Source organism: Oribacterium sp. Sow4_G1_1 (assembly GCF_052116105.1).
GTDB lineage: Bacteria > Bacillota > Clostridia > Lachnospirales > Lachnospiraceae > Oribacterium.
The window spans coordinates 14819-27900 of the sequence record NZ_JBQKLS010000009.1 but is presented as its reverse complement, the minus strand read 5'-3'; the positions used below and the strand labels follow the sequence as shown (position 1 = coordinate 27900).

Sequence of the window (13082 nt, the reverse complement as noted above, 5' to 3'; positions counted from 1 at the left end):
TTCCGGGTGGTAAAAGCGACAGATAAGAGAGTAACTTGAGAAAATCTATGAAGAGAGACATCGATCAGCAGAAAATGGATCATGCCGGTCATACTGTGCATGAAGAATATGAAAAGTACGCCGGTACCAGCAGCCAGGGATGTGACGCTGTCGGCACCCGCACACATGAGTGCGCGGGTGATCGAGAATACTACCGCTCCCTGGCGCAGCAGCACTGGGACAGCCTCGGGAAGCCGATCGACAGCCTGGGCGTGCTCGAGCAGCATGTGACGAAGCTTTGCATGATCGAGCGGACGGCGCAGCCGCACATCACACGGCGGGCACTGGCGGTGCTCTGCGCGGACCACGGCTGCGTGCGCGGGGGTGTGACGCAGACGGACAGCTCGGTGACGCGCATCGTCGCTGAAAACTTTGCGCGCGGTCTGACCACGACGAGCGTGCTGGCGCAGCAGTTCGCAGTGGACCTCTTCCCGATCGACGTCGGCATGCTCAGCGCAGGTGACAGCAGATCGTCCGGAGTGCCGACAGACGACGAAATCAGAGCCACCAGCTCATCACAGATTTCCGCTTCTTCCGGGCCAATGCCTACATCCACGGCGCTCCGTACAGATTGCGTCAACGATCGCTGCCTCCAGCATGGGAGCGGTGATATCGCGATCGAGCCGGCGATGTCAGAGGAGGTGGGCGAGCGGGCACTGGCGCTGGGCCGCCGCCTCGTCCGGGAGCTGAAAGCACAGGGCTACGACATCCTTCTGACCGGAGAGATGGGGATCGGCAATACGACGCCGACGAGTGCGCTGTTTTCGGCGTATCTCGGGCTTCCGGTGGAAGAGACGGTCGGTCGTGGCGCCGGCCTCAGTGACGAGGGCCTCGAGCGGAAACGCGACTGCGTCCGGCGGGCGCTTCGCCGGGTCAACCATAAAAATGCGAAGCAGCTTCTGTTCGAGCTGGGCGGTCTGGAGATCGCGACGATGGCCGGGATGTTTCTCGGAGCGGTCGAAGAGCAGATGCCGATCGTGATCGACGGCGCGATCTCGACGGCCGCGGCGCTCGCCGCGAGCCGGATTCTGGCGGAGTCAAACGCTTCGGATACCACCAACTCTGCAACTGTGGCCACAGTAAGTGCATCGAAGCCAGAACAGATGTCGAACCCAGAGGTAAAGCGAATTGCAGAAAGCGCGGCAGACGCGCTGCCAGACTTTGAAATCCATGCTTCCGTCGCCGACGTCACGCTGGCCTCGCATGTGTCGAAGGATGGCGCGGCGCGGAAGGCACTCGAGGCGCTCGGCCTGCGGGCCATCATCGACGCAGATATGTCCCTCGGCGAGGGCTCCGGCGCAGTGCTTCTCCTGCCGCTGCTCGACGCCGCACTGGCGGTCTACCGCGGCATGGGCAGCTTCGATGACATTCACGTCGAGGCGTACCAGCGATTTAAGTGAAAAACAGGAGCAACATGGGCAGACTTTACTACATCACCGGCGGGGCCGGTTCCGGAAAATCAGAATATGCGGAGCAGCTTGCGGAGCGCCTGCATACCGAGCTCGGCGGGCCGCTTTACTACGTCGCGACGATGAACCCCGCCCCGCGGGACGCTGACGCTGCCGCGCGCATCGCGAAGCACCAGAAGCGTCGCGCGGGCCGCGGCTACACGACGATCGAGTGCCCGACGGACATCGCGCAGCTCCGCGCGCAAGCCTTGAACAACGCCGTCTTCCTCCTCGAGGATCTCACGAATCTGTATGCCAATGAAGTCTACGGGACGTCGGGCCATCCGCACGAGATCGTGGCCCCGCTGCTCGAGCTGAGGCAGCAGGCCGGTGCGCTCATCATCGTTGCCAACGAGCTCTACAGCGACGGCATCGACTACGGGCCAGAGACCGACCGCTTTCTGCGCGATCTCGCCGACCTCGCCGCGGCGCTCAGCGCCGCCGCCGACCAGGTGACCGAAGTCGTTTACGGCATCCCGGTACAGCTGAAAGCCTGAGACAGCGGCGTACTGAAACACGACGGCGCTCTGCCGCGCCGCTTCCCAGGGCACGCTGACCGCCCCGTCACAAACCACACCGATACTCCGTCGCCCCACTGCGGGCGGCGCTCAGAAGGAGTTTTATGTTCGATTCACTGAAAATCGCCTTCGCGACCTACTCGCGCATCCCGACCCCGCCGGCCGACTGGAACGAGCACAGCATGAAATACGCGATGTGCTTCTTTCCGCTGGTCGGCGTCGTCCTCGCGCTCCTGATCAGCCTCGCCTGGCTCGTCCTCACGCGCCTCGGGCTGCATGCCTTCTTCACCGCGAGCTGCCTCACCGCGCTCCCGATCGTGCTCACCGGCGGCATCCACCTCGACGGCTACTTCGACACCCAGGACGCGCTCCACAGCTACGCTCCTAAGGAGCGGAAGCTCGAGATTCTGAAGGACCCGCACATCGGTGCATTCGCCGCGATCTACGGCCTCCTTTATATCCTGAGCGTCCTCGCCTGCTGGACCGAGACCGCCGCCATGACCACCGCGGCGCAGGCCCTCCCGTGCATCTGCTGGGGCTTCGTGCTGTCCCGCATCCTCTCCGGACTCAGCGTCGTGCGCTTCCCGAAGGCGCGGAAGGACGGCATGGTTCGTGCGATGGCGGATGCAGCAGACCGCCACGTGGCCAGCATCCTCACCGCGGAGCTCATCGCCGCCGGCGTGCTCCTCTTCGTGCCGACCCTTCTCGGCGGCACCCCGCTCCTGTACCCACTCGTGACCCTCCTGATGGCCGGCCTCTGCTTCTGGTGGTACCGCCGCCGCATCCTTCCGATCTTCGGCGGCACGACCGGCGACCTCTGCGGCTATTTTCTGTGCAACTGCGAGCGTGCCATCCTCGCTGGCAACCTGCTGTGCCTGATTCTCAGCAGCGCGTTCACGCACTGATCGGGAGGTTGAACACCCCGCTGGCTCACGCGGTTTCGCAGCCGTCGAAGACGAGAGCGGGTATGTACACAGAGGACGAAGACATTGGCCGAAGAAAGGCCGGAATCGGAGGTAAGATGAAACTGATTATGATCATCGGCGGCATGGCGCAGGGCAAGCACGCCTTCGCCGCACAGTTCGCGCATGTCCGCTGCATCGACGGGCTCGCCGCGCAGATCCGCGACGCGGTACGGGCCGGGCGTGATCCCCTGGCGGAGGCCAATGCCTCTGTCCGCGACTTCGTCACGATGTGGGAGAGCACCTCTTCAGACGATCTCGCGAAAACGCAGGACCTCGTCCTCATCTATCCGGAGGTCGGCAGCGGCGTGGTCCCGCTGGACCCGGAGGAGCGCGCGTGGCGGGAAGCCGTGGGGCGTGTCGGGTGCCGCATCGCCGCCGAAGCTGACGAGGTGTATCGCGTGGTCGCCGGCATCGCGCAGAGGATCAAGTAGAGAAGCGGGAGTCGCCGGAAGAGAAGCGTATGGGTGCGACGAAACGGCGGAGGGATTACGAAGAATTGCGTGATGTCAGCGCTGGATGCGATTGAAAGTGCTGGAAGCTGATTCGTATGTCGAACGCTGGATGCGAGGGACCACATCTGTGTGGGATGAGTGGAAGAAAGGGATTATGAAATGAAACTGTGGCTGATCCGTCATGGTATGACGAAGGGAAATCAGGAGCACCGCTACGTCGGCGCGACCGACGAAGGCCTTCTGCCGGAGGAGAAAGAACGACTGCGGGCGAAGTCGGCGGATATGAATCTTCAACTGGCGATCGTCTTCGTGAGCCCCGCACGCCGCTGCAGAGAAACGGCAGCGTGCCTGTTTCCTGGCACCGCACCGGAGCTGATCGTGGTCCCGGAATTCATGGAGATGAACTTCGGCGTGTTCGAATACATGAGCTGGCAGGAAATCAACCAGGACCCGGACCCCGCGCACCGCGCCGCGTACCAGCGCTACATCGACTCTGGCGGCGAAACCGCCTTCCCCGGCGGTGAAAGCAAGGCCGAATTTACGAGACGCGTGTGTGACGGCTTCGAACGCGCCGTACTGCCGAGAATCCAGACGTTGATGAAGACAGCGGATGCATCCGTAGCCAGTGAAACAGAGGCGGGCATGGAGCGAGAGATTGTCTTTAAACTGCAGTACGATGGAAGTTCAGAAAACGTAAAAAAAGAACGACCAGAAGTCAGCGGCGAAAACATCGCCATCGTCGCCCACGGCGGCACGATCATGGCCCTGATGGAACGCTATGCCGAGCCGCACAAACCGTACTTCGAGTGGAGCGTAAAACCCGGGGAAGGTTACCGCCTCGACTTAACATGCCGATCTTAAGAATTTCGTAATGGGGTCAGACCCCATTAAATTTTTCTAAAGAGGATCTAAACAGAAGTTTATGGGGTCAGACCCCATAAAGTGGAATCAGTACCAAGCATACGGGATACATGCCAAACAGTACGGGATAAATATGGATTCTCGTTGATGAATTGGGAGAAAAGCAGTATGATATAGATGTACTAATACGGGATACGACCCACTAAAAAGGAGGAAGACCATGAAGACGAATAAAGAAATCGCAAACGAGTGGGGAATTTCTGACCATGCAGTCAATGATCTGTGCCGAAGAGGGGAGATCCCAGGTGCTATTAAGGAAGGAAAATCATGGCGGATTCCGGATGATGCGGTGAAGCCGGCGGATGGAAGAGTGAGCTCCGGGAATTATATGAAACGAAAGAAAGCACCGGTACGAAAGGCGCTGCCGATCGGAATTTCAGATTATGTACGCGCGCAGGAAGAGTATTACTATGTCGATAAGACGATGCTGATCAAGGATTTTCTGGATCGAAAGCCGCTGGTGTCCCTGTTTACACGTCCGCGCAGATTCGGTAAAACGCTGAACATGGATATGCTCCGCGTCTTTTTCGAAATCTCTGATGAAGATACAAGCCGGTATTTCGTGGATAAGAAAATCTGGAAGTGCGGAGAGGCATATCGCAAATATCAGGGAAAATATCCGGTCATTTTTCTGACCTTTAAGGATGTCAAATTCGACACATGGGCAGCCACCGTGCGGAAGATCCAGCGCTTATTACAGGATGAGTATGGCAGGCATCAGGAGATATTGACCGACGACACGATCGCGGACTACGACAAGGAGTTCTTCCGCCAGATCTTAAGCGGAAACGCGGATGAGGTGGACCTCGCTGCCTCGCTGGAACAACTCTCGAAGATGCTGACTGCGCATTACCATCAGGCGCCGATTATCATCATCGATGAATATGATACGCCGATCCAAGAGGGATATTCGAAAAATTTCTATGAGGAAATCATCGGATTCATGCGGAATTTCTTTTCGGGTGCCTTCAAGGATAACCGAAATCTGTCCTATGGATTCCTGACTGGCATCCTGCGAATCGCGCAGGAAAGTATCTTCAGCGGTCTGAATAATCTGTCCGTAAACACGGTTCTGGACGCTGCTTACGACCAGTACTTCGGCTTTACCGTGGAAGAGGTACGCGAGATGCTACGTTATTACGGCGTCCTGGACAAAGAGCAGGAATTAAGAGCGTGGTACGATGGATACCTGTTCGGTACCAGAGATATCTATAATCCATGGTCTGTCGTTAACTATGTTGCCAATGGGTGCATGCCGCAGGCCTACTGGGCGAATACAGGCCGAAACGAAATCCTGGAGGACGTTCTGAATGCTGCGACCGATGATATCACAGAGAAGCTGTACCTTCTGTTGCAGGGGAAGCCTGCGATCGCCAGAATCGATCAAAATGTCATCTACAGATCCCTGACACAGCATCTGGAAAATGTCTACAGCCTGCTGTTGGTCGCCGGCTATTTAAAAGCCTCCAGCAGGAAACTGCAGGCTGACGGCTCATACCTGTGCGAAGTCCTGATCCCAAACAAAGAAATCGCTGCGGTATATGCCTCTGAGATATTATCGCATTTTCTGCATACTGGCGAGATCAATAAAACTACTGCAAACCGCATCGCAGAAAGCCTGTATGCAAATGACTGTGAAAAGCTGCAGCAGGCTATCTCAGATTATCTGCATCACTGCATCAGTTTTCATGATGCAGGTGCAGAAGGCTTTTATCATGGCCTGGTGCTCGGCCTGATCGCTTTAATGGATAATCAGTACAAAATAAAGTCAAACAGAGAATCCGGCAAGGACCGATATGATATCTGCATGATTCCACGCAGCAAACAGTATCCTGGTATCATCATGGAAATGAAATGGAAAAAGGATCTGCGCAGTCAGTCTCTGGAATTACTGGCGAAAGAAGCCATGGCGCAGATCGAAACGAATCACTACGAAGAAGAACTGCAGGAAAATGGAGTCAGCCGAACGCTGAAGTTTGGCATCGCTTTTTCCGGAAAGGAACTTGATATCTGTATGAATTAAGCAGTACAGACCTTTAGGGATCTCTTCGTGTGATCAGACCCGTTAAATTCAGGAGTTCTATGATTACCTCTGCGGGTTCTGATATCCTCAGCAGCATCAGCTGATTACCGATTCAGTTGCCAATGCAGGCTGCCGTAACGAACAGATCGGAAGATGGGGTCAGACCCCATAAAGTGTCCACGCATAAAAAGAAGAGGAGTGCCCTGTGACACCCCTCCGTCTGTGCTTGAAACCGAACCTCTGCACGCAGTTTCCTGCAGGTTTTCTACGAGACAGCGTTTACAGAATGTAAACAGATATGGTTCTCAGACCTGAATATTTAGAAACATTTCACCTTCACAGATAAGAAGTAACCGATAACCGATAAGCATTTACGATAAACCTTAACCGAAGCCATGCACAAGCATGAATAGTAAAGTCTCGTACGGTATTTGATTGTCAATGTTTACGCCTGGGCGCAGTCACGGGGCTGCGCGGGTCGGCGGCGGACAGGGTTTGTCATTCGACGGATGGTTTAATGGGGCTGTCCCATAAAGTGACCTCATGAAGCGATTAATATTCCAGACTGTTCTGGTTCAGCAGGAAGTCATAGACACTCATAATCAGTACGCCGGACTCATTGTAATAAGGGGCAGGTGTGTCTTTGGTGATGATCAATCGCTTGAAGAAATCTCCTGTCAACATCAGAGATCGCTGTTCCTGCTCCATTTTAGCCTGATCAGGAATCGCATAAGCAGACTGGATATAATAGCGCTTAGAACCCTGGTTGCAGACAAAATCAATTTCCAGCTGTTTGCGGGTGCCGTTGCCTTTACCATTGGTTTCGTATTGCACGATCACACCTACATCCACATTGAAGCCCCTCATTTTCAGCTCATTGAAAATGATATTCTCCATGCTGTGCGTTTCTTCAATCTGACGGAAATTCAACCTGGCATTGCGAAGCCCCATATCCGTAAAATAATACTTTACCGGTGTATCAATATATTTCTTTCCCTTCACATCATATCGAATAGCGCTGTCAATCAGGAAGGAATCACAGAGATAATCAATATACCGCCTGAGTGTCGAAGTGCTGATCTTTTTTTTCTTAACCGTTTGAAATGTCGCAGACAGTTTTTCCGGATTGGTCAGAGAGCCGATCGCCGAGGACAGAATATTCAAAAGGTCCTCGAGTTCTGCCTTATTGCGAATATGATGCCTGCCAACGATATCTGAAATATAGGTTTCCTCAAAGAGAGATTTCAAAAACGCAATTTTCTGATCCGGGGTGGTAAACTCAAGCACCAGAGGAATACCGCCATAAAGCATATACTCATTCCACCCGTCCTGCTTCGTACCCTGATAGACGGACATGAATTCAGCGAAGCTTAAGGGATGCATATGCACTTCATCGCCGCGTCCTCGGAACTCCGTAATGACATCCTTTGAAAGAAAACGGGCATTACTTCCGGTCACATAAACATCCACATTTTTCATACGAATCAGGCTGTTGAGAATAGATTCAAACTCGCCAAGCAGCTGTATCTCATCAAGCAGTACATAATACATCGCATCATCTTTGATCTGCTCTTTCAGATATGGGTACAGTACATCAGGATCGCGATACTTCCTGTTTTCGAAAGCATCAAAAGCGATCTCAATGATGTGATCTTCAGCTACACCCTCTGACAGCAGATGCTCCTTAAAGAGCGTAAAAAGAAGATAAGACTTACCGCATCTGCGCATACCGGTAATAACTTTAATAAGACCGTTATGCTCCTTGCTGATGAGTGTATTCAGGTAGCGATCTCTTTTGATTTCCATATAGCATACCTCCTATCGATGATTTTTGCGGTTATACGCAAAAATCTTTAATAGCATCATACCCCGAGCGGGGCTGGCTTGCAAGCAGCATATGAAAGATTATTGCGGTTATACGCAAAAATCTTTCATAGCTTCATCGCAAGCCTGGTTTCTTTATGGCTTTAAACTACAGTGCCTCTTTGTAGTATTTTTCGAGCACATCTCCGTTCATACAGGTACGTCCCTCTCCTCCAGATACTCCTCGATATCCTGCACCACATAATCCGTACTCTGTGTATGGAGGATGTCATAGCTCGGGAGCAGATACCGGTCCAGGCAGCTGCTTTTTTTCAACGCTTGATACACCCGTGAAGGCGCGACATTCCAACGATTAGCGCAGGCATGTATCATGTAAATCGTGAAGGAAAAACTATTCTCATCCATCAGAATCTCCTTAAAACGGCTTTTCTCCATCGCCCCTTTTAACGGAGGACTGGATTTAATGTCATTGTTTTCCATATTTTAACATGTCTCGACCAGGATTTGCGAGCCATGTACAATATTTTGCCTGATCCCTCTGCTACAACATAATTGTCAGGAGGCGAATACGAGCTTTATGAAGACAGACCGTACATCGACCGCTCGTGGGCACTGGAAAAGATGAAAGCCTGCACCAGGTCATAGGGATCGGTGCCCTAGAGCTGCAGAGTCCACCTTCGTCCTGTCTTATGCGACCTGAGCTCCGTGACTCCACGATCCAGCCTTGTGACGCTTTGCGCCCATAGGCCAATGCTTCTGGCTGCAAGTTCATCACGGAGCCGGTAGATATCGGTGCGTGTTTCATGGAAGGAAGATGGCGCGGACAATGGCGCAGCCGACAAGTCACTATTATTGGCTTACTTAGCAAAGTGAATATGATATAATTTTACAATATGTTTTATGGCCCGGACAATGGGGCGATGACACCGAAAGATGAAGCCAGAACGAGTGATTGAGTGGGTGACATGAAAGTATTAGATAACATCACGAATACTGTCCGCGATGATCTGCGGGTGGAGATAAAGCGTGGAAGCAGGATTTCTGTTGCAGCCGCTTGCTTCTCTATGTATGCATATCAGGAATTAAAGAAACAGCTGGAATCCGTAGAGGAATTCCGGTTTATTTTCACGTCACCAACTTTTGTCGAGGAAAAATCAGAGAAGCAGAAGCGCGAGTTTTATATTCCTCGCCTTTCTAGAGAAACCAGCCTGTACGGTACAGAATTTGAGATTAAGCTTCGCAACGAGATGACTCAGCGTGCGATTGCGAAGGAATGCGCAGACTGGATTCGCAGGAAAGCAAGATTTAAGTCGAACACGACGGGCGAAAACATGATGGGTTTTATGACTGTCGATGCGAAAGATGCACAGACAGCGTATGCGCCGATGGCCGGGTTCACCACGGTCGACCTCGGATGTGAGCGCGGTAACAATACCTACAATTTGGTCAACTGCATGGAGACTCCATTTTCCCAGAAGTATATGCAGCTGTTTGACCAGCTGTGGAATGACCGTGAAAAAATGCAGGATGTCACGGACGTGGTGATGGAAAACATCAGTACAGTTTATGCTGAAAATTCTCCAGAATTCATCTATTTCATGACCCTGTACCATGTCTTCAGCGAGTTCCTGGATGATATTTCGGAGGATGTGCTTCCGAACGAGGCGACCGGATTTAAGCAGAGTAAGATCTGGGGTATGCTCTATGATTTCCAGCGGGATGCTGTCCTCGCGATTATCAATAAGCTTGAAAAGTACAACGGCTGCATCCTCGCGGATAGCGTCGGTCTCGGTAAAACCTTCACCGCACTGGCAGTCGTGAAGTACTACGAAAACCGGAATAAATCGGTTCTGGTTCTCTGCCCAAAGAAGCTGGCAGAGAACTGGAATACTTATAAGGATAACTACGTCAATAATCCCATCGCTGCGGATCGACTGAATTATGATGTGCTGTTTCATACCGACCTGTCTCGTGATGGTGGCATGTCTAACGGACTGGACCTGGGCCGCCTTAACTGGGGAAACTATGATCTCATCGTCATCGATGAGTCGCATAATTTCCGCAATGGTATCGGAACCCACAGCAACACGCAGGAGAACCGCTATCAGAAGCTGATGGAAAAGGTCATTCGTGCCGGTGTAAAAACGAAAGTTCTGATGCTTTCCGCAACGCCGGTCAACAATCGTTTCGTGGACCTGAAGAATCAGCTCGCCATAGCCTATGAGGGCAATGCTGAGAATCTGGATGAGCGGCTGAATACTACAAAGAGCCTTGAAGATATCTTCAAGCAGGCGCAGAAGGCGTTCAACGCGTGGAGTAAGCTGGAGCCGGAACAGCGTACCACGGACGCGCTGCTTCGGACATTGGATTTTGATTTCTTCGAGCTGCTGGACAGTGTCACCATTGCCCGGTCTCGTAAGCATATCGAAAAGTATTACGACACGAAGGAAATCGGAAAATTTCCGGAACGATTGAAGCCGATCTCATTGCGCCCATGCCTGACAGACCTGAATAATGCGATCAATTACAACGAGATTTATGACCAGCTGATGCAGCTGACGCTGTGCGTGTATACGCCGTCGAACTACATCTTTCCAAGTAAGCTGCAGAAGTATAAGGACCTCACCCACAACAAGGGCGAGAATCTGACGCAGACTGGACGAGAGCGCGGTATTCAGCGCCTTATGAGCATCAATCTTCTGAAGCGGCTGGAAAGCTCTGTCAATTCCTTCCAGCTGACGTTGACGCGCATCAAGGAGCTGATCGAGGGTACGATTGACGCCATCAACCGCTTCGAAAAATATGGTTCCGCAGACATATCCATGTATGAAGCAGCTCGAGATGACTGGGATATCGATGATGAAAACACAGAGCTCTTTACAGTCGGTAAGAAGGTGAAAATCGAGCTTGCTGATATGGACTGGAAGAGCTGGCGGAAGGAACTGCAGCAGGATGCCGATGTGCTGGAACTGCTGACATTGATGGTGGCGGATATTACGCCGAAGCACGACACGAAGCTGCAGGAGCTTCTGCGTCTGCTGGATGAGAAGATTACGAATCCCATCAACCCGGATAATAAAAAAGTGCTCATATTCTCTGCATTCTCGGATACGGCGGAGTACCTGTATGACCATGTGAGCAGATACATAAAAGATAAGTATGGACTGGATACGGCAGTTATTACCGGAACCATCGACGGACGCACAACGATCAAAGGATTTCAGGCAACGCTGAACAATGTGCTGACCTGTTTCTCGCCGATCTCCAAAGACCGCGATGCGCTGATGCCGAACAGTAGAAATGAGATCGACATCCTGATCGCTACCGACTGCATCTCAGAAGGTCAGAACTTACAGGACTGCGATTATCTCATCAACTACGATATCCACTGGAATCCAGTTCGCATCATCCAGCGCTTCGGTCGTATCGACCGTATCGGAAGCCGGAATAAGGTGATTCAGCTGGTGAACTTCTGGCCGGATCTTACGTTGGACGACTATATCAATCTGAAGTCTCGTGTGGAGACCCGTATGAAGATTACGGTTATGACCTCCACGGGCGACGATGACCTGATCAATCCGGAGGAGAAGGGTGACCTGGAGTATCGTAAGGCACAGCTCAAGCGGCTCCAGGAAGAAGTCGTGGATATCGAAGATATGTCAGATGGTATCTCCATCATGGACCTGGGCTTAAACGAATTCCGCCTCGATCTGCTGGATTATATGAAGCGTAACGGCGATATGGATAAGAAACCGCGCGGACTCCATGCGGTCGTTCCGGCCACGGAAGAGCTACCGGAGGGTGTGATTTTCGTCCTGAAAAACATCAACGACAGCGTCAACGTAGACAACCGCAATCGAATTCATCCGTTTTATATGGTATATATCGGCACCGATGGAGAGATCATCTGTGACTATCTGAATCCGAAGAAGCTGCTGGATGATGTACGTCTACTCTGCCGTGGAAAAAATAGGCCGATATCGGAAGTATATGAGCGTTTCAATCGTGAAACCGACGATGGACGCAACATGGCGGATATGTCGGAGCTCTTGAGTGAAGCAATCAATTCCATCATCGATGTGAAAGAAGAAAGCGACATTGACAGCCTGTTTTCTGCAGGAGGCACCTCAGCCCTGATGAGTGCAGTGTCTGGACTGGATGATTTTGAACTGATCTGTTTTCTGGTTGTGAAATAATCTTATGTGAGGAGGTGTGCGTCGTGCTGGGGTTACCGAAGTCGACGGAGTTCAACAAGAGGATTCCGAAGCAGAAGTTTTACGAACATCTGTCTGTCACGCCGGCCATCAAAGCGGCATTCGCAGAGCAGATTAAAATCATCTACTGGCGAAATAAGCTGGCAGCGACCACACTGAATCTCTCACCCGGTGAGCTGGTCACAGAAATCGAGGTATTCGAGCTCAGGCTTACATCGACTGCGCTCGATGAAAATGTCCTTCGTCTGATTGACCGGGAGATACCGTATCACATCCTGTTCCTGCTGGGATATGACGGGAAATATCAAGCTGCCATGGGATATAAAGAAACTGCAGGTTCCGGTAAGTCAGCCTTTAAGGTTGACCGATATTACTGCACAGAGTGGTGTACAGAGGAAGAACTGCCACTGCATCTGGAAGGTTTGACGATCGATGCAGTATATGAGAATTTCATCTGGCAGATTGCAGGGGGACAGCTTGCCGGTGGTGAAAACACGACGCTGAAGGAAAGCGTAGAACAGCAGAAACAGCGAAAGCAGATTGAGAAGCAGATTACTGCGCTGGAACTAAAGATGAAAAAGGAAAAGCAGCTCAACCGGAAAATGGAGCTGAAGGCGGAGATGAAGAAACTGAAGAAGGCACTTGTTAATGCTTAAAATAGCAGGATAGAGAGGTGAG

Annotated in this window: 10 protein-coding genes; 8 read left to right on the top strand and 2 right to left on the bottom strand. The window is 52.2% G+C overall.

The features are described from left to right. Nucleotides 1-35 precede the first annotated feature (35 nt). The 6 genes from ACTQ52_RS07070 (at nt 36) to ACTQ52_RS07045 (ending at nt 6366) form a co-directional block, all read left to right on the top strand. Complete coding sequence (locus ACTQ52_RS07070; RefSeq protein WP_441982183.1) at nt 36-1439, top strand: nicotinate-nucleotide--dimethylbenzimidazole phosphoribosyltransferase; 1404 nt, start codon at nt 36-38, stop codon at nt 1437-1439. Between the two features lie 14 nt (nt 1440-1453). Then, nucleotides 1454-1984, top strand: coding sequence for a bifunctional adenosylcobinamide kinase/adenosylcobinamide-phosphate guanylyltransferase (locus tag ACTQ52_RS07065; protein WP_441982182.1), 531 nt, complete (start codon nt 1454-1456; stop codon nt 1982-1984). 125 nt (nt 1985-2109) lie between these two features. Beyond that, nucleotides 2110-2910 (top strand): adenosylcobinamide-GDP ribazoletransferase, encoded by an 801-nt coding sequence (locus ACTQ52_RS07060; protein WP_441982181.1) that lies wholly within the window; start codon nt 2110-2112, stop codon nt 2908-2910. 116 nt (nt 2911-3026) lie between these two features. After that, nucleotides 3027-3401, top strand: a complete 375-nt coding sequence (locus tag ACTQ52_RS07055) for a bifunctional adenosylcobinamide kinase/adenosylcobinamide-phosphate guanylyltransferase (protein WP_410043499.1) — start codon at nt 3027-3029, stop codon at nt 3399-3401. A gap of 180 nt (nt 3402-3581) precedes the next feature. Further along, nucleotides 3582-4283 carry a histidine phosphatase family protein gene (locus tag ACTQ52_RS07050; RefSeq protein ID WP_441982180.1) on the top strand — a complete coding sequence of 234 codons (702 nt, stop codon included), beginning with the start codon at nt 3582-3584 and terminating at the stop codon, nt 4281-4283. Between the two features lie 220 nt (nt 4284-4503). Further along, on the top strand, nt 4504-6366 hold the full coding sequence (locus ACTQ52_RS07045) for an AAA family ATPase (RefSeq protein WP_441982179.1): 1863 nt from the start codon (nt 4504-4506) through the stop codon (nt 6364-6366). 552 nt (nt 6367-6918) lie between these two features. Here the strand turns inward: ACTQ52_RS07045 and ACTQ52_RS07040 are convergent. Then, complete coding sequence (locus ACTQ52_RS07040; protein ID WP_410043502.1) at nt 6919-8172, bottom strand: ATP-binding protein; 1254 nt, start codon at nt 8170-8172, stop codon at nt 6919-6921. Nucleotides 8173-8379: 207 nt separating this feature from the next. After that, nucleotides 8380-8595, bottom strand: a complete 216-nt coding sequence (locus ACTQ52_RS07035; RefSeq protein WP_441982178.1) for a DUF3791 domain-containing protein — start codon at nt 8593-8595, stop codon at nt 8380-8382. Between the two features lie 560 nt (nt 8596-9155). Between ACTQ52_RS07035 and ACTQ52_RS07030 the strand changes: the two genes are divergently transcribed. Together ACTQ52_RS07030 and ACTQ52_RS07025 are read left to right on the top strand one after the other, a co-directional pair. Continuing rightward, a complete protein-coding gene (locus ACTQ52_RS07030) occupies nt 9156-12386 on the top strand; it encodes a helicase-related protein (RefSeq protein ID WP_441982177.1) in 3231 nt (1076 codons plus the stop codon). 23 nt (nt 12387-12409) lie between these two features. After that, a complete protein-coding gene (locus ACTQ52_RS07025) occupies nt 12410-13060 on the top strand; it encodes a DUF4391 domain-containing protein (RefSeq protein WP_441982176.1) in 651 nt (216 codons plus the stop codon). Nucleotides 13061-13082: the final 22 nt, after the last annotated feature.